A 16,092-nucleotide genomic window follows, 5' to 3' on the forward strand; every position below is an offset into this window, starting at 1 on the left:
GGGGGACAGTTGAACCATGAGACTTCCAGGAACGGGACCTGTCACGGGCCCAGGAGGCGCGGCCGAACACCTCATACCCGGCGCACTCGAGCCGCCGGATGACGGGGTCCTGCGCGCCGCGCCGGGCCGCCGGGGCGGACTCCGGGGTGACCGGGGCCAGGCGGCCATCGAGTTCACCGGCACCCTCCCACTGATTCTGATCACGCTGGCTCTGCTCTGGCAGGCGGCCGTGGTCGGATACACCTTCATGCTCGCGGGCAACGCGGCCGACAAGGCGGTCACCGCGGCCACGACGGCCAACGGCAGCGTGCTGCTGGCGTGCAGGCAGGCCGGGCGGGAAGACCTGCCCAGCGCTTGGGACGCGAACATCAACTGCCACCCCTCGGGTGACCTGATGACGTCCCGGGTGGACGTCAAGGTGCCGCTGCTCTTCCCCGGAGGGTTCAACACACCGATGACGCTGACGGGCGAGGCTTCGGCAAACCTGGAGAGGGGCTGGGGATGGTGACCCGCGCACCGCACATCCCAATGCGCGGCCGCCGGACGCGTAGCGCTTCCGAGAAGGGCCAGGCCGCCATCGAGTACGTAGGCGTCCTCACCCTCCTCCTGGTCGTCGCCATGGCGGTGGTCCAGCTCGGCATCGCGGTGTACGCGGCCCAGCAGGCAGGCACGGCCTCCCGGTCGGGTGCCCGAGTCGGCTCGTACGACCGCGCCTCCATGCCTGCGCAGCAGGCAGCGCTCGCCTCCATGAGCGGTTGGCTGACCGACGACGCCGACGTCGACGTACGGCACGGCTTCGACGAGGTGACCGTGACCGTGGAGATCGACATCCCCGCCGTGATCCCGATGTTCGACTTCGGGTCCGTCACCAAGAGCGCCACCATGCCGCGCGGTTGATCTCCGTGCCACAGCACCATCAGAGGGAGTTGAGAGCATGAGTCTGCGGGCGCGCATCACCAGTCCCGAGCCGACGAACGGGCTGAGCGAGGAGAGCCAGCTGGTCGGGGTCTACCGCGCCAAGCTTCTGGAGGAGATCGACCTCGCCGAGATGTCCGCCCTCGCGGCGGCCGAGCGCAGGGCGCGCCTGGAGCGCGTACTGGGCCACATCATCAGCCGTGAGGGACCCGTCCTCTCCTCCACGGAGCGCTCGCAGCTCATCCGCCGGGTCGTCGACGAAGCTCTCGGCCTCGGCATCCTGGAGCCGTTGCTGGAGGACGCGTCCATCAGCGAGATCATGGTCAACGGGCCGGAGCAGGTGTACGTGGAGCGAGGCGGCCGACTCGAACTCCTCCCCATGCGCTTCTCGTCCAACGACCAGTTGATGCAGACCATCGAGCGCATCGTCTCCACGGTCAACCGCCGTGTGGACGAGGCGAACCCCATGGTGGACGCCCGGCTGCCCTCCGGTGAGCGTGTCAACGTGATCATCCCGCCGCTCTCCCTCAAGGGCCCGATCCTCACCATCCGCCGGTTCCCCCGGGCGTTCACGCTTCAGGAGATGATCGGCCTCGGCTCGCTCGACGAGCACATGCTCGTCCTGCTCGCCGGACTCGTCCGCGCGAAGTTCAACGTGATCGTCTCCGGAGCCACCGGTACCGGAAAGACCACCCTGCTCAACGCACTCTCCGGCTTGATCCCGAACGGCGAGCGCATCGTCACCATCGAGGACTCCGCCGAACTCCAGCTCCAGCAGTCCCACGTGATCACGCTGGAGAGCCGCCCCTCGAACGTGGAGGGCAAGGGCCAGATCACGATCCGCGACCTGGTACGGAACTCCCTGCGTATGCGCCCCGACCGCATCATCGTCGGTGAGGTCCGTGGCGGGGAGACCCTCGACATGCTCCAGGCCATGTCCACCGGTCACGACGGCTCGCTCGCCACCGTCCACGCGAACAACGCCGAGGACGCGCTGATGCGTCTGCAGACCCTGAGCTCCATGTCCGAGGTCGAGATCCCGTTCGTGGCGATCCACGACCAGATCAACAGTGCCGTCGACGTGATCGTGCAGCTGACCCGTCACGCCGACGGTTCCCGCCGCATCACCGAGATCGCCGTCGTCGACTCCCACGGCCGCGAGGACTACCGCATCGTCTCGGTCTGCCGCTTCGCCGCCCAGCCGATCGGCGCCGACGGACGCGTCGTCGGCAAGTTCGAGTACTACCCGCTGCCGCGGCGGGTCGCCGAGCGCTTCTACATGACCAGCGAGGCCGTCCCGGCCGCGTTCGGTGTCGCCCAGACGGAGGAGCAGCTCGTCGTACGCCGATCCACCGCCTGACCCGGTCCCGCCGTCCCCGCCCCTGCCCGCCGCTCACTGAGAAGGTCCCCGCCCGACATGGATAATCTTCCGCTCCTGACGATCGGAGTCACACTGCTTGCCGGCCTGTTCGCCGTCCTGGGCGTGCACGGCTACTCGGCGGGCAAGGCGCAGCGGCAGGTCCTGTTCGACCGCATGTCCCAGACCGGACAGGTCACGATCGGCGGACGCGTCCGGCGCTTCCGCGGGATCGACCGGCGCCTCCGGACGACGAGCCTCGGTAAGCGCATCGAGCGCAAGATCTCGGCGACCGGCCTCGATCTGACGCCGGGCGAATACGCCGTCTACGTCGTGGCCGCGTTGCTCGGCCTCTACTTCGTCATCGGGTCGATCTTCGCCCCGTTCTTCGGCCTTCTCGCCGCTCTGATCGGCCTGTGGGGCGGCAACGCCTTCCTCAACTGGCAGCGGACCAAGCGCACCGAGGCGTTCATCAACCAGCTGCCCGAGCTCACCCGCGTCCTGGCCAACGCGACCCAGGCCGGCCTGGCCCTCCGTACCGCGATCGGGATGGCCGTCGAGGAGCTCGACGACCCGGCACGGGAGGAGCTGCGGCGGGTGGCCGACCGGCTCGCCGTGGGCCACTCCCTCGACGACGCGCTCAACGAACTCGTCGAACGGCTGCCCTCCCGCGAGCTGACCGTCCTGGTCTCCACCCTGATCCTCTCCAACCGGGCCGGCGGCACGATCGTCTCGTCGCTGCGCAACCTCACGGAGACGCTGGAGGAGCGCAAGGAGACCCGGCGAGAAGTGACCACGCTCCTGTCGCAGGTGAAGGTGACAGCGGTGGCGGTCCCCATCCTCGGGATGGGCTTCCTGCTGATCATCAATGGCATGCGGGACGGGGCCCTGGACGACATGACTGCCGCGACAACGGGCCGGATCGCCGTACTGGCGGCGGCAGGCCTGTACGGCCTGGGCTTCTTCCTCATCAACCGGCTCACTCGCGTCCGTATCTGAATCCGACGGCCCCGAAGAATTAGGAGAGAGGACACACCATGGATCTTCTGATCGCGGCCGTCTTCGGACTCGCCGTCTACGGAGCCTTTCACGGCATCCGCATGTACCGAGCCGACGCCAAGCTGCCCGGGGACCTGGCCGTCGCGCTGGAAGTAGGTGCCACCCGCACGACAGCGACCGGCTCCGCGATCGACCGCCTCGGCATGCGATACGCGCCCAGGGTGCTGCGCATGATGGGGCCCAAGCGGGTCGACAAGGTGCGCCGCAAGTTGGACATGGCGGGAAACCCCGGCGGCATGACCGTCGACCGCTACGCGGCTCGCCGTGCTGTCTACGGGGGCCTCGGCGCCATCGCGGCGCTGGCCATGCTGATGAACGGGCAGCCGATTCTGGCCGTCCTGCTGGCCGTGTACGGCTTCTTCTGGACCGACGTGATCATCAGGGCCGCCATCGGTCGCCGCAAGGACGACATCGACCGGACCCTTCCGGACTTTCTCGACGTCCTCGCGGTCGTGGTCTCCGCCGGCCTCGGCTTCCGGCAGGCGCTGGAGCGGGTATCCGAGAAGTACTCGGGCCCCTGGGCGGACGAACTCCGCATCACACTGCGCCAGATGGACATGGGTGTCAGCCGACGCGACGCTTTCGACCAGCTGCGCAAGCGCAACGAGTCGGAGCAGGTCTCGATGTTCGTCTCCGCTCTCCAGCAGGGCGAGGAACTCGGCGCACCCATCGTGGACACCCTGATCCAGATTGCCAACGACATGCGCCGCACGGACGCCCAGAACGCCCGCCGCAAGGCCTCCAAGGCCGTGCCGAAGGCCACGCTGATCGTCACCAGTTTCATGCTGCCCGGGACGATGATCCTCATTGCCGTGGGCTTCTACTACGCGGCCGACGTCAACATCGGAGATGTCTTCGGAGGCTGAGCGTGCAAAGGGACGACTACAGAAGGAGGAGGTGAACCAACCATGGGACCACGAACGGCGCAACTCGCTCTGACTGGAGGCCCGGACGCGTCCACGGTGGCAGGTACGCCCGGCCATGTGCCGGCCCTGCCGATTCAGGTGAACGCGCTCCAGGCGCTGTGTCGTCAGCTGTTCGGCTTCCGGCTCGCGATGACGGCGCTCGCCGCGCCGTTCGCGCTCAGCGGGGTCGACGACGAGCTCGGCAGCTGGCTCGTGGGCGCCGCCGTTCTCGTCACCGTCATGGTGTCGTACGTGCTGATGCGCGACTGGGAGCGCTTCGGCCCGATCCTCCTGCGCCACCCCACGCTGCTCGCCGCGGACATGCTCTTCGGCGCGCTCCTGCTCTTCGCGGCTTCTCCGGACTCCACGTTGTCCTACGTCACGGTCTGCACCCCGCTCCTTGCCGGCCTGGTCTACGGCTGGCGTGGCGGTGCGATCTTCGCCGCACTCCAGTCGCTGCTGCTGGCTGCTGCGTACGGAGTGAGTGAGAAGGTCGAAGCCGACGCCTCGGCGCTCCTGGTAGTAGGGCTCTGCATCATGGCCGGGGCCGTCGGCAGCACCCTGCGGGGTCTGCTGCTCCGGTTCGGTGCGGCCTCCCAGGCGCTGACGGACACACGGGCCCGTCTCGCGGTCAGCGGCGCGGTGGAGGAGGAGCGGGCCCGTCTCGCCCGCGAGATGCACGACTCCGTTGCCAAAACCCTCCACGGTCTCGCTCTCGCGGCTGAAGGACTGGCCAGCACGGCGGACCGTATGGACCCGCTCACGGTCAAGCACCAGGCCGAGCTCGTCGCCCGATCCGCCCGCCGGGCCGCAGCAGAGTCCCGGGAGCTGCTCTCCGACCTCCGTAGGGAGTCCGGTCTGGACGGCGGCGTGGACGTTCTCGACGAACTGGCGGCACGCACACGTGACTTCGAGCGCCGTCACGGGGTCAAAGCCGTCTTCCGCAAACTGAGTGAGGGTCCCGTCCCTCTCATTCCGCATGCCGTGGCGCGGCACGCACTCACCATCGCGACCGAGGCCATGGAGAACGCCCAGCGCCACGCGCACCCCAGTTATGTGGACGTCTCCGCGGGCCTGGTCCGTGACGTGGTGCGCATCAGCGTGTATGACGACGGCGAGGGCCTGCCCTCGGGCACCTCGCTGGCCGACCTGCGCAAGGCGGGCCACTTCGGCCTGGTCGGCATGGTCGAGCGAGCCGCGTCCATCGGTGCGCGCATCCGCATCGGCCGAGGCCGCGCGGCACGGGGGACCGAGGTGCGCCTCGACCTCTCGCTCGCCGCGATGGATCTGGCACCTCCCGCACTCCCCAGCACCCCGGAGTACCGGCCCCCGCTCGGGCAGGAACCCCCGCAACACGTATGAACCCGCAACTGAAGTTCACAGAAGACCATTTACGCCACAGTCCCCACCCTTGAGAGAGGAGGCCGCACCATGCCGGACGAGATCTCCCGCAGCTCCGGAGAGCAGTGGACACAGCACCCGCATGTTTCGCAGCACACGTCCTCGCACCCCAGCCCGCTCAGCTCCAACCACACCTCCGGTGCCCAGATCTCCGCGGCATCCGGAGAGCTCCCTGCCTTCCCCGGCCCCGCGGCCATGCCCCCACCGATGCCCCTCAGAGTCGTCGTGGCCGACGACAATCCGGTCGTACGGGCAGGCCTGACGGTTCTGCTGCAGGGCCGCGACGACGTCGACGTGGTCGCGGAGGCGGGTGATGGCCGTCAGGCATACGAAATGACGGTGCAGCACCGCCCGGACGTCGTCCTGTTGGACGTACGGATGCCGGGAGTCGACGGAATCTCCGCGCTGCCCCACCTTGTACGCCTGGCACCGGTCCTGATGATGACCTACAGCCGCGAGAGCGAGATCGTCCACGAGGCGCTGCGTCTCGGCGCCGGCGGGTACCTCGTGCACGGCGAGTTCACCGCCGACCAGCTCGTGGCCGCCGTCCGCGACACGAAGGAGGGGCGGGCCCACTTCTCGTATTCGGCGTCCAGCGCTCTGCTGGAGTCGGTGCGAGAGGGCGGTATCCCGCCGGGGCAGGGCGGTCAGCCCCTCCCTGAAGGGCTCGGGACAGCCTTCACCGGACAGGGGTACCGACCAGCGTCTCCACCGGGACATCAATCTGCACCCGCACACAACACGCGGGAACGGGCAATCCCCGCATCGGGATCAAATGCCCAGGTCAGCCCAGGGAACAGCGAGTTGGGGCAATCTCAATTCGTTCAAAAGGCTTCGCTTGCGCAACCTTCTGTGGCACATTCAACTTCAGAGGGCTCCTCGATGGCGCCTCAGGGAATCGTCGAAGAGCTGAGTGAACGGGAGGTGGAAGTGATGGGTCTGATCGCGTCGGGCATGACGAATCAGCAGATCGCGGCCACCTGCTTCATCAGCCAGAAGACCGTCAAGAACCACATCAATCGCATCTTCGCCAAGTTGAACGCCGGCAGCAGGGGCGAGGCCATCGCCTACTGGCACCGCGTGTCATCAGGGGGGTCGACGCATCGTGGTTGAGCGCGCCGTGGGCCCGAAGGCCCAACTGGACCAATGGGCCCGGAGTTGGGCCCGCAGGCCCATGTGGACGGGTGTTGCCCCGACGTACGTTTCTCATGTCGAAAGCGAGACCGGCCAGGAGGAAGCCGGAAGCGCGGACGACACGAAGACTTACGCAGCAGTGTCGGCCGGCTCGCGGTCGGCCGAACTCGGAGGGGAACACCATGATGAAGGACACCGCACTCAAGGCCGCCGTCAGCACCCAGGTCTACGTGAACACCTGGGCGAACACCACCGTCGAGCACATGAAGCGTCGCCGGGACAAGGGGCAGGGTGCGATCGAGTACGTCGGCATCACGATTCTTGTGGTGGCCATCGTGGTGGCACTGCTGAACACCAAGATGGGCGACACCATGGGCACCAAGTTCAAGGAGAAGATCAACGAGGTTCTCAACAAGTGAGTTCGCCAACTCACCGCGAGTCAGGGCAGGCCGCACCGCTGTACATCACAGCGGTGGCGGGCCTGCTCTTCCTTGCGTTGGTCTTCTTTACGTTCGGTGAGGCGGATGTCCGACGCAACGGTGCCCAGAGTGCAGCTGATGCCTCGGCGCTGGCGGCAGCCCAGGAGTCCCGTGGCCAACTCAAGTTGGACCTGAAGGCCCACATCACGGATGCCGCCTACTTCACCTATGTGTTCAACGGTCCCTTTCCCGGTAGCTTCAACGGCTGCTGGAGGGCTTCCAGGTTCGCTGCTCAGAACGACGCCGGCGATGTCAACTGTGGATGGCTGTTCGACGGGCGCTGGGGATTTCGCGTGGCCGTCAAGTCGAACAAGGGAATGAGCGCGAATCTGGTTCCGGGCACCGAGGGGAAGAAGGCGGAGGCAGAGGCTGTGGCCGTCGTTGAATCGCGTTGCAAGTTCATCCCGAACCCGGACACGACGGGGACGTCCATAGGCACGGTCGTCTGTGACGGCACGACGTGGGTGGTCACCCCCAAGGACCTGGCCCTCATGCCTGACATGGCCGATCTCTTCCGCGTACGACTGGCCGAAGACTGATCAACGAATGAACGCAAAGGATCTCGCATGAAATTCCGGCACGTGAGGAATGTGCGCCGGGCTGGGGCTGCCGCCCTCCTGGCTTCGACACTGGTGTTCTCCGTGGCCGCATGTGGCGGCGACAAGGAGGGGTCGGACAAGGCGCCTGCTGCCTCCTCTGAATCAGGCAAGGACAAGGGGGAGAAGGCTCCTGAGGGCGAATCGTTGCCCGACAGGAGCAAGACCCTTGCCACCCTCAAGAACGACAAGGGTGTCGAGATGGTCGTGTACTCGGCCAAGCGTGACAGCGGTGGGTTCCTCACCATCAGCGGTGACTTCAAGAACCCGAGCTCCGAGGACTACACCACCCCGGTGGTGTGGAGCGGGCAGGAAGAGGCGATCAAGGGTGCGGGCCCATCACTGGCGGCCATGACACTTGTTGACTCAGTGGGCAAGAAGCGTTACTACGTGCTGCGCGACACGGACAACAGGCCGCTCACCACGAGCAACTACACCTCGAGCATCGAGAGCGGAAAGAGCCTCAACTTCTTCGCTCAGTTCCCCGCTCCGCCGAACTCGACGACCAAGATTGACCTTCAGTTCCCGGAGTTCCCGAACGCGACGATTGAGATCTCCTAATGAGTGCCGCCATCACCACCACCCGGCGTGTCAAAGCCAGTGTGGCGATGACCGCTCTGGCCGGTGCGCTCGTGATCGCGACCGTGGGTGTTCCGGAGGCGGTCGCCGATGACAGCCCGTACCCGTCCGCTTCGGTGGAGCCACCCGTAAAGGTCGATCCCAACGACACCGACCTGAAGCTCCCCGACGGCGCCACGCTTGCCGCGCCCAAAGTCCTCGACATCAAGTCCGTCATCGAGGACCTGGGCGGGGAAGAGCGTCGCGAGGACACCAACACCGACATCAAGTTCGCACTCCAGGCCGAGGTCCTCTTCGGCAAGGACAGCGCGAAGCTGAGTTCCGCGGCCAACGGTCGCATCAGCGCGATCGCTGCCGAGATCAAGAAGCAGGACGCGAAGAAGGTCCGTGTCTTCGGCTTCACCGACAACCTGGGTTCCTCCGCGCACGGAGACGTTCTCTCCAAGCAGCGTGCGGAGGCTGTGCACAACGTCCTGGAGTCGTCGCTGTCCGGTTCCGGCATCACCTTCGAGATCCGTGGCTACGGCGAGCAGTACCCGATCGCTGACAACGGCACGGAAGACGGCCGTAAGAAGAACCGCCGGGTGGAGGTCTCCTTCCTCCGCGCCGAAGGATCGGAGTCCTGACCTGCTGGGTCAGGAACGCAGGGCCTGAAAAGTCGCTTTGCGATCACGGCGAGAACTGCACGGCGGCGGCACTTGTGCCGCCGCCGTGACTCGTATGTCGGGTAGCCCGTGAGCGGTATGGGAGCGAGCGGACCCGAGAGGAGCCGACTGAGGCCTCCGCTTCAGCAGGACCCGTTGTCGTACCCGGCTGGCAGAGTCCCGGCCATGGACACCTCGGAATTCTGGAACGTCGTCGCGACCGCTCGTTCTGCCGTCTCAGCGGACAAGCCCTTCGCCGAAGCCTTGGTCGATGAGCTGGCCACCCGTACCAGGGACGACATCCTCCGCTACCGGGAACACTTCGACGAGGCGCGGGAAGCCGTGTACCGATGGGACGTATGGGCAGCTGCCTACCTCATCGGCGGCGGTTGCTCCGACGACAGCTTCATGGACTTCCGCGCCGGCCTGATCGCGATGGGACGCGAGTGGTACGAGAGGGCAGCGGCTTGCCCGGACAGTCTTGCGGAGCACCCGGCAGTGACAGCGGCCGCGGAGGTGCACCGTGACGAGGCTCTCTTCTACGAGGAGGTCAACTACGCCGCCAGCGAGGCGTTCGAGCGCATCTCCGGTGGCGGAGAGGACTTCTACGAGGCATGGGCCGAGTACAGAGCCTCACGGGACAGTGCCGAACCAGACGCCGAAGGCATGGGCGAGGACTTCGACTTCGATGACCCCGATGAGATGCGTCGTCGACTCCCGCGGCTCGCCGCCCTCCACCTCGGTGACGCCCCTTGACAGACCTCGCCGGGCAGCGACTCCGCATGGCGATGTCCGCCCTCGGCGGCGCTATTCCTTACTCCGGCGACTACTTCGGGGCCTCCGTCGCCATAGGACTCGCATCCAGTAGGCGATCCCACGGCCTCGGACGGCCTCCCGGCTCGAAGAGCTGTCACCCGGCCCCGTCACCCGGCCACACGCCACGACGTCGGCCTCGACTCCTCACTGGCTAGCCCTATCGCCCGACAGCGGTCGGTGGCGGTTCTCTGCTCGCCGGCCGGGCGGCCTTCTGCGATCAGTGCATGTTGGGTGCGATCTGGTTCAGCGGCCCGGTGATCGGGTCTGTTGGTGAGGCAGTCGGCGGGGGCGGCCAGGAGCCGCCCCTGCACCGACCAGTGGTCCGCGTAATCGTGGAAGATGGAACTCATGACAGGGGACGCGGGCGAGATCGTTCTGAGCAAGCAAGACCTTCGTGAGGTTGCCGCGTTCGCAGCGGCATGCGCGGAGACAGCGCTTGAAATATTCGAGGCCGATCACCCGGACGACTCGCGGCCGCGAGACGCTATCGGTGCCGCGTGGGAGTTCGCACGAGGCGGCGAACGCGGGAAATCTCTGCGCGACACGGCATCAGCGGCCCTCAAAGCGGCCAAGGACGCGGACACTGCGGCTGCCCGAGAGGCTGCGTGGGCGGCGATGTCTGCGGCAGGCGCGGCCTACCTGCACCCGCTGGCCAAGGCGACCCAGGTCAAGCACATCCTCGGAGCGGGCGCCTACGCCGCCAGGGCGGCCGAGCTCGTCGCCGGCGATGATCGGAGCGTTGGTGTCGAACATCTTGGGCAGACGGTGCACCGTGCGACACCAGTTGTCGTTGACGTGCTGAAACGCTTCCCGGCGGCGCCGAGTGGCGGTGGACGGGTTGGTGCGTTGATCCGCATCCTGGACGCTGACCTTCGTTCGCTCACCATCGCTTGACTCGCCGGAGTGAGAAACCGGGGATGACGACGCTCAGTGAGCGTATTCAGCTTGCCCTGTCCATGGGGGGACGGCCTAGGCGACTGACGTCATGCGGTGAGGGCTGATGGCGGCTCCCGGCATCGACGCTTCGAACGGTAACCCCCGCAGTGGCGCGGTCGTATGGGCTATCCGTGCAGAGAGGACAGAGTGGAATGAGCGTGGTGGAGAGCTGGTCCCGCGTGATGAATCTTCTTGAGCAGCACGCCCCGGCCGAACACGCGGATCTGCCTGGGCCCGCTACGGAACCGATGCTCGCGGCCGCCGAGGAACGGATGGGTATCCCCCTCCCTCAGGATCTGCGGGCGTGGCTGCTGCAGAACAGTCTGGATCTTCCTGAGGAGGATGTGGACGACGATGTGGCATGCTGCGGCTTTGCCGGGTTCCCGGATGAGGGCAGCTTCTTTCTGGGCATCCGGGCGATGGAGAACCTCTATGCGAACCGCTCCAGGCCCGGTGGATTCGACCCTCCGGACCAGCCGGATCATCTGTTCTGGCGTAATGAGTGGATTCCGTTCCTGTCGGACCAGGACGGCTGGATGGGAAAGTTCATCGACACGCGGGACGGGCGTATCGGCAGGTGGTTCGTGGGCGAGGTCACGAGCACGGGCGAGTACGAATCACTGGCGCACTACTTCGACTCCGTGGCGGAGATGCTGACGAAGATCGCCGATGGAAACCATCCGGTCTGCGAGGTCGACGAAGGGCGACTCGTCTGGTCGTGACACAGAAGTGCTCCGGTTGTTCCGCGGGCACTTTCCCTTGAGCATTCGCAGGGTGGCCACCGATGGGGGCGCCGTAGGCGGCGTGAGAGCAGGGGCCGCAACGGACAGGGGTCAGGGTGCTGTCGAGGGAGGCGTTGGACGTCTCAACTCAATGGCAAAGAAGCCCTGTTGGTGCCCTGTCCCCACCGCCACCGCCCATGCCTATGTCACGGCTGTCACCAGCATGACCGTCGACCGGGCCCCGGGCCTGCAGGTCTGTCCGCCGGTGGGGCGACTCGGCCCGAGGATCCCGCGAGCCGCGATGAGTCCTGCGGTGTTCGGCGGTCATACTGTCGAACCCGTTTCCCAGGAGGACTTCTGATGCGCAGAGTGACCTATGCAATGAGCATCTCACTCGACGGTTACATCGTCGGGCCGGACGGCGGCTTCGACTGGACGGCGCCCGACGACGATGTCTTCCGCTTCTGGATCGACGAGATTCGGGAGGTCGGCGTCCACCTGCTGGGCCGACGGTTGTACGAGACGATGCTGTACTGGGAGACAGCCGACCAGGACCGATCGCTCGACGTTGCGGATCGCGAGTGGACCGATCTGTGGAAGCCGCTCCCCAAGGTGGTGTTCTCCACGACGCTGTCGGCTGTGCAGGGCAATGCCCGCCTGGTTTCCGGCGGTCTGGCTGAGGAGATCGAGCGGTTGCGGGCCGAGCCGGGGGAGGGCGACATCGCGATCGGCGGCGCGACCCTCGCCGCCGAGGCGGCCGCGTCGGGTCTGATCGACGAGTACCGGGCCATGGTCTACCCCGTGCTGGTCGGCGGTGGCATTCCGTTCTTCCCTCAGAGCGAGCGCCGGGTGGATCTCGAACTTGTGGAGACCCGCACCTTCGGTGAGGGAGTCGTCTACCTCCGCCACCGCGTGGCGCGCTAGCCGGCTCGTCCGCGGCGCCCGGACCGGCGGCGGGCGGGCATCCCGCACGGCAGCCGGGCACTTGGACCGTTCAACGGCGCCTCCTGTGGCGCAACCTCGCCTGGTGCTCTGTTTGCGCGTTCTCCGTTTCTCTCGCCACCGGGTGTACCGGCGTCTCCAGTGGGTCGACAGCGCCGAGCTCGTCGGCGAGCAGTCCGGGACAACGGCTGCCGAACCCCTCCGTAGCGTCCGCCCGTGCTGAGGAGAGACTCGGTGAGCAGCTCGAGGAGGCTCTCGGTCCGGACGGGTTGGGTGGGAGCGATCCCCTGTTTGTCGAGGCGGGTCTTGAACGCGTCAGCGACGGCTTCCACACCGAGCCGGGACTCGTGCGAGGGCGCTCTTACGCGTTGGCGGTCGTCTGCGCCGGAAAGGGTGCGATGTCCCTCTCCACAGCCCCGGCCGACCCCGTCCGCCGGACCGTGAACTGCGACGGTGTCCCACTTCGTCTGCGCGTCACAGCGTCAGCGGCCGAGGCCGGGATCGATGCCGAGGCGATGCCGGGAGCCACGGGAATGGTTGCCTGGCGCCTGGACAAGGCCGACGGGTAGGTCAGGGGCTCACGCAGAACGCGGCACACCTCCTCGCCCCGCATCGATGGAGCGGACTCGCGGGACCGGCGGTTCCGGATTGGGCCGGGAGGTGGGTCCCTGGGCCTACGCGCCGGGCCGGGGCGGCTGAATATTCTCGCTGGTGAGCCGGTTGGCCGGCATCGAAGCGAAGTGTGCACGCTGTGATGGGGTGAGGCGTTCCATGGGTGCCGGGTTCTTCCACTCGTACCACTTGGGCTGGACCCGGGTGGATGCCGGAACGCTGCTCGGCGATCTCGAAGCAGCGGGGCTCCGGCCGGCTCATCCGGTCACCGGGCGCATCGTGCTCGACGGCCAGGACCTCGCATCGCCGGTGTCCGGCGGGACCCGGTCGCCGGTCTCCAGGGAGCAGCTGCTCTCCATCGCAGGACTGGAGCGACTGGACGGGATCGGTGTGCGGCTGTGGGTGAGCCATGACCTGGACGTCCTGATGCGCATCCGCCGGGCGGGTCCGGGTGTGGCCGTGGCCGAGTTCGGCCTCGGAGGGCTGCCTCCGGAGGAGGTGGAGAGGACCGTGCGGGCGATCAGGCTGACGGTCGGGCGGGCGTCCGTGTTGTGCATCGGATTCGTCGTCGACCGCGAGGGTGCGACGGCGGGGACGGACTGGGACGGTGTGGTCGTCGACGGTACGGCCGGTCTCGACGGGTGGCCCGACGCCCTTGCCGTACGGGAGGACATCGCGTCCCGGCACCCGCAACTGACGGACCTGGAGTCGGTGGAGCAGTCGCCGTGGCGGGTGTTCGGGAGCGCCGCCCTCAGCGTCTGACGCGCCCCCCGGCGGCGACGCGGGCGAATGAAAGTCGTCATTCGGTGAGGGGGAGCCAGGCGCGAGCGCGCGCCGCCCCGCGCCGGTGCTTGGCCGGTTCGACCGCGCCGCGCCGGGGTGCGTGGACCGGTTCGATGTCCAGGCTGCCGACGGCCACTTCCGACCGGCCGCCCCGCCCCTTCCCCCCCCGGTGGGCGGAGTTGGGTCCGTGGGCCCAAGACGCCTGATGTGTCCGGTGGTTAGCGTCGTATGCATGCCAGTTCTGGGGGTTGTGCGTCGTCGGTTGCGCCGTTGGTCGCGGAGGTCTGTGCCGCGTACGGATGTGCGTCTTGCGGGTCTGCGTCGTTCGCAGCGGGGTCAGGGTGCGATCGAGTACGTCGGCCTGGTCGTCGTGGTCGTGGCCATCGTGGGCGCGTTGCTTGCGACGGGGATGGGTCCTCAGCTGGCGGAGCGGTTCGGCACGGCTGTCTGTCAGGTGACCGGTGGCAGCAACTGTGGTGGCGGTGACGGTACCGAGGCCCAGGACGGCGATTCGGGCGGGCCGGGTGACGGGGTGCCGGCGTCGGACGACGGTTCTCCGAAGTCGCAGTCACAGATCGACTACGACGCTGCGCTGAAGGAGTTGCAGGACGCTCAGAAGGAGGAGAAGACCAACTCCGACAAGGCTGTTGAGGCGGCCAAGGAGCTGGCGAAGATCCTTGCCGACGAGTTGGGGATCACGGATGCGCTGGACTGCGTCACCAAGGGTGATATGGGTGCGTGTACCGAGACGTTGATCAACGTGCTGTTGAGTCTGGTGGGTGGTGCGGTCGGGAAGCTCGCGGCGAAGTACGGGGCGCCGTGGAAGTGGAAGAAGGCCGTCGAGCTGATCAAGAAGCTCAAGAAGCACGGTGGGGATCTGTATGACGGGCTGACGGGTCTGATCAAGAACCGCAAGAAGGTTCAGGACGCGGAGAAGAAGCTCGCCGACGCGAAGAAGAAGCTCGACACCGAGAAGAAGGACCCCCCGAAGAAGGACGAGAAGCCCGAGGACAAGCCGGACGACAAGCCGACCACGTGCCCGGCCGCCCACAGCTTCCCTCCGGGAACGCCGGTCCTGCTCGCGGACGGGCGCCGCACCGGGATCGAGAAGGTCACCGTCGGCTCCATGGTGTACGCGACGGACCCGGACACCGGACTGTCCGGACCCCGCCGGGTCGAGCGGCTGATCACCACCCACGACGACAAGCACTTCACCCGGCTCACGTTCCGTACGCCCACGGGGCCCGCGGTGGTCACGGCCACCGACACCCACCCGTTCTGGCACCTCGACCGGCGGCGCTGGCTCGATGCCGGAGACGTCCGGCCCGGGGCGCGGCTGCGTACGGCGGACGGTACGGCGCTTGCGGTGGCTTCCGTCTCCCGCTACACGGAGCTGCGGACCACGCACGACCTCACGGTCTCAGGCATCCACACGTACTACGTGGTGGCCGGGTCCGAGGCGGTCCTGGTCCACAACACCGATTGCGGCGTCCCGATCTCGAAGGGGCGATGGGACCATATCTGGGACCGTCACGTGAATCGGTCGAAGTACCCGAACAAGAGCAAGTTCACCACCACGAGCAAGCCGAAGATCGAGAAGATGATCAAGCGGGCGCTCAACGGTGAGACACGCGACGGAACCTACTACCACAAGTTCCCCTCAGCGATCGGGAAGACTGCCGCGGGCGACCCCCAGTACTACATCCGGGTGGTCGTGCGCGATGGGAAACTCATCACCGCGTTCCCGTCCGCGGCGCCGTAGCCGGCGTCGTGGCGGTGTCCCGGCAGCGGGACAGCAGCGATACAGCAGCGAGACGAAAGAGACGAGGGCCGCCCCCATGGGTGTCGACGCAGTGCTGAAACGGGTGGACCAGCCCGGCACGAGTCCCAGACGGCGCCGGCTGACCCAGGTCGACGTGTTCGTGGACGACGCGGACACCTTCGCCAGGCTCTGCGACGGGAGCGCCCTGCCGATGCTGTCCAGGGTCGACCTCTACGGAACGCTCGTTCTGACCGCCGCCGAGATGGAGCAGCTGCTCACCGAGATCGACGGAACCCGCTCCGGCACCACCGGGGCGGCGCAGCGGGCTGCCCTGGACGAGGTCGGCCGCCTCGCCAGGATCTGCCGGGACGACCCGGCGACGGAACTCCATCTGGAGGGCGACTGACCGCCCAGTACACCTTCCTGACCGTCCACCGGCCCACGCCCGAC

At 67.1% G+C, this 16,092-nt stretch carries 19 protein-coding genes; all 19 read left to right on the forward strand.

All coding sequences use genetic code 11. The features are described from left to right. The first annotated feature begins 16 nt into the window (after positions 1 to 16). The 19 genes from ABZS61_RS12865 to ABZS61_RS12955 all read left to right on the forward strand — a co-directional run bounded on the left by ABZS61_RS12865 (position 17) and on the right by ABZS61_RS12955 (position 16,048). Complete coding sequence (locus ABZS61_RS12865) at positions 17 to 508, forward strand: TadE/TadG family type IV pilus assembly protein (RefSeq protein WP_356418655.1); 492 nt, start codon at positions 17 to 19, stop codon at positions 506 to 508. Next, complete coding sequence (locus ABZS61_RS12870) at positions 502 to 897, forward strand: TadE/TadG family type IV pilus assembly protein (RefSeq protein ID WP_356418659.1); 396 nt, start codon at positions 502 to 504, stop codon at positions 895 to 897. Before ABZS61_RS12865 ends, ABZS61_RS12870 begins: the two co-directional genes overlap by 7 nt. Positions 898 to 934: 37 nt before the next feature. Next, positions 935 to 2,275 (forward strand): CpaF family protein, encoded by a 1,341-nt coding sequence (locus ABZS61_RS12875; protein ID WP_356418662.1) that lies wholly within the window; start codon positions 935 to 937, stop codon positions 2,273 to 2,275. A gap of 57 nt (positions 2,276 to 2,332) precedes the next feature. Continuing rightward, complete coding sequence (locus tag ABZS61_RS12880) at positions 2,333 to 3,271, forward strand: type II secretion system F family protein (protein WP_356418664.1); 939 nt, start codon at positions 2,333 to 2,335, stop codon at positions 3,269 to 3,271. Positions 3,272 to 3,309: 38 nt separating this feature from the next. After that, on the forward strand, positions 3,310 to 4,197 hold the full coding sequence (locus ABZS61_RS12885; RefSeq protein WP_356418668.1) for a DUF5936 domain-containing protein: 888 nt from the start codon (positions 3,310 to 3,312) through the stop codon (positions 4,195 to 4,197). A gap of 42 nt (positions 4,198 to 4,239) precedes the next feature. Then, complete coding sequence (locus tag ABZS61_RS12890) at positions 4,240 to 5,598, forward strand: histidine kinase (RefSeq protein ID WP_356418671.1); 1,359 nt, start codon at positions 4,240 to 4,242, stop codon at positions 5,596 to 5,598. Positions 5,599 to 5,667: 69 nt separating this feature from the next. Continuing rightward, a complete protein-coding gene (locus tag ABZS61_RS12895) occupies positions 5,668 to 6,750 on the forward strand; it encodes a response regulator transcription factor (protein ID WP_356418674.1) in 1,083 nt (360 codons plus the stop codon). A gap of 206 nt (positions 6,751 to 6,956) precedes the next feature. Then, the gene (locus ABZS61_RS12900) at positions 6,957 to 7,190 is read left to right on the forward strand and encodes a hypothetical protein (protein ID WP_356419381.1); all 234 of its coding nucleotides are present in this window, start codon (positions 6,957 to 6,959) and stop codon (positions 7,188 to 7,190) included. Further along, a complete protein-coding gene (locus ABZS61_RS12905; protein ID WP_356418677.1) occupies positions 7,187 to 7,789 on the forward strand; it encodes a pilus assembly protein TadG-related protein in 603 nt (200 codons plus the stop codon). Before ABZS61_RS12900 ends, ABZS61_RS12905 begins: the two co-directional genes overlap by 4 nt. A 27-nt stretch (positions 7,790 to 7,816) precedes the next feature. Further along, positions 7,817 to 8,407 (forward strand): hypothetical protein, encoded by a 591-nt coding sequence (locus tag ABZS61_RS12910; RefSeq protein WP_356418680.1) that lies wholly within the window; start codon positions 7,817 to 7,819, stop codon positions 8,405 to 8,407. After that, positions 8,407 to 9,051 (forward strand): OmpA family protein, encoded by a 645-nt coding sequence (locus ABZS61_RS12915; protein WP_356418683.1) that lies wholly within the window; start codon positions 8,407 to 8,409, stop codon positions 9,049 to 9,051. The genes ABZS61_RS12910 and ABZS61_RS12915 overlap by 1 nt, the downstream gene beginning before the upstream one ends. A gap of 204 nt (positions 9,052 to 9,255) precedes the next feature. After that, entirely contained in the window at positions 9,256 to 9,825 is a 570-nt protein-coding gene (locus tag ABZS61_RS12920) for a DUF4240 domain-containing protein (RefSeq protein ID WP_356418686.1), read from the forward strand. Positions 9,826 to 10,233: 408 nt separating this feature from the next. Then, positions 10,234 to 10,779, forward strand: coding sequence for a putative immunity protein (locus tag ABZS61_RS12925; RefSeq protein WP_356419384.1), 546 nt, complete (start codon positions 10,234 to 10,236; stop codon positions 10,777 to 10,779). 194 nt (positions 10,780 to 10,973) lie between these two features. Next, positions 10,974 to 11,543, forward strand: a complete 570-nt coding sequence (locus ABZS61_RS12930) for an SMI1/KNR4 family protein (RefSeq protein WP_356418689.1) — start codon at positions 10,974 to 10,976, stop codon at positions 11,541 to 11,543. A gap of 360 nt (positions 11,544 to 11,903) precedes the next feature. After that, positions 11,904 to 12,467 carry a dihydrofolate reductase family protein gene (locus ABZS61_RS12935; protein WP_356418692.1) on the forward strand — a complete coding sequence of 188 codons (564 nt, stop codon included), beginning with the start codon at positions 11,904 to 11,906 and terminating at the stop codon, positions 12,465 to 12,467. A gap of 416 nt (positions 12,468 to 12,883) precedes the next feature. Beyond that, on the forward strand, positions 12,884 to 13,054 hold the full coding sequence (locus ABZS61_RS12940; protein WP_356418694.1) for a hypothetical protein: 171 nt from the start codon (positions 12,884 to 12,886) through the stop codon (positions 13,052 to 13,054). Between the two features lie 202 nt (positions 13,055 to 13,256). Then, positions 13,257 to 13,859 carry a hypothetical protein gene (locus ABZS61_RS12945; protein ID WP_356419387.1) on the forward strand — a complete coding sequence of 201 codons (603 nt, stop codon included), beginning with the start codon at positions 13,257 to 13,259 and terminating at the stop codon, positions 13,857 to 13,859. A 307-nt stretch (positions 13,860 to 14,166) separates the two neighbouring features. Next, positions 14,167 to 15,642 carry a Hint domain-containing protein gene (locus ABZS61_RS12950; protein WP_356418697.1) on the forward strand — a complete coding sequence of 492 codons (1,476 nt, stop codon included), beginning with the start codon at positions 14,167 to 14,169 and terminating at the stop codon, positions 15,640 to 15,642. Between the two features lie 76 nt (positions 15,643 to 15,718). Further along, positions 15,719 to 16,048 (forward strand): hypothetical protein, encoded by a 330-nt coding sequence (locus tag ABZS61_RS12955; RefSeq protein ID WP_356418700.1) that lies wholly within the window; start codon positions 15,719 to 15,721, stop codon positions 16,046 to 16,048. The last annotated feature ends 44 nt before the right edge of the window (positions 16,049 to 16,092 follow it).

The organism is Streptomyces sp. NPDC005566 (assembly GCF_040605575.1).
In the GTDB taxonomy this organism is placed as follows: Bacteria; Actinomycetota; Actinomycetes; order Streptomycetales; family Streptomycetaceae; genus Streptomyces.

Bases quoted from the DNA above. Each gene is read 5' to 3' on its own strand.
- ABZS61_RS12925 (WP_356419384.1), top strand. From the start codon at position 10,234: ATGACAGGGGACGCGGGCGAGATCGTTCTGAGCAAGCAAGACCTTCGT.
- ABZS61_RS12930 (WP_356418689.1), top strand. From the start codon at position 10,974: ATGAGCGTGGTGGAGAGCTGGTCCCGCGTGATGAATCTTCTTGAGCAG.
- ABZS61_RS12920 (WP_356418686.1), top strand. From the start codon at position 9,256: ATGGACACCTCGGAATTCTGGAACGTCGTCGCGACCGCTCGTTCTGCC.
- ABZS61_RS12910 (WP_356418680.1), top strand. From the start codon at position 7,817: ATGAAATTCCGGCACGTGAGGAATGTGCGCCGGGCTGGGGCTGCCGCC.
- ABZS61_RS12955 (WP_356418700.1), top strand. From the start codon at position 15,719: ATGGGTGTCGACGCAGTGCTGAAACGGGTGGACCAGCCCGGCACGAGT.
- ABZS61_RS12890 (WP_356418671.1), top strand. From the start codon at position 4,240: ATGGGACCACGAACGGCGCAACTCGCTCTGACTGGAGGCCCGGACGCG.
- ABZS61_RS12935 (WP_356418692.1), top strand. From the start codon at position 11,904: ATGCGCAGAGTGACCTATGCAATGAGCATCTCACTCGACGGTTACATC.
- ABZS61_RS12940 (WP_356418694.1), top strand. From the start codon at position 12,884: ATGTCCCTCTCCACAGCCCCGGCCGACCCCGTCCGCCGGACCGTGAAC.
- ABZS61_RS12865 (WP_356418655.1), top strand. From the start codon at position 17: ATGAGACTTCCAGGAACGGGACCTGTCACGGGCCCAGGAGGCGCGGCC.
- ABZS61_RS12895 (WP_356418674.1), top strand. From the start codon at position 5,668: ATGCCGGACGAGATCTCCCGCAGCTCCGGAGAGCAGTGGACACAGCAC.
- ABZS61_RS12875 (WP_356418662.1), top strand. From the start codon at position 935: ATGAGTCTGCGGGCGCGCATCACCAGTCCCGAGCCGACGAACGGGCTG.
- ABZS61_RS12945 (WP_356419387.1), top strand. From the start codon at position 13,257: ATGGGTGCCGGGTTCTTCCACTCGTACCACTTGGGCTGGACCCGGGTG.
- ABZS61_RS12900 (WP_356419381.1), top strand. From the start codon at position 6,957: ATGAAGGACACCGCACTCAAGGCCGCCGTCAGCACCCAGGTCTACGTG.
- ABZS61_RS12885 (WP_356418668.1), top strand. From the start codon at position 3,310: ATGGATCTTCTGATCGCGGCCGTCTTCGGACTCGCCGTCTACGGAGCC.
- ABZS61_RS12915 (WP_356418683.1), top strand. From the start codon at position 8,407: ATGAGTGCCGCCATCACCACCACCCGGCGTGTCAAAGCCAGTGTGGCG.
- ABZS61_RS12880 (WP_356418664.1), top strand. From the start codon at position 2,333: ATGGATAATCTTCCGCTCCTGACGATCGGAGTCACACTGCTTGCCGGC.
- ABZS61_RS12870 (WP_356418659.1), top strand. From the start codon at position 502: ATGGTGACCCGCGCACCGCACATCCCAATGCGCGGCCGCCGGACGCGT.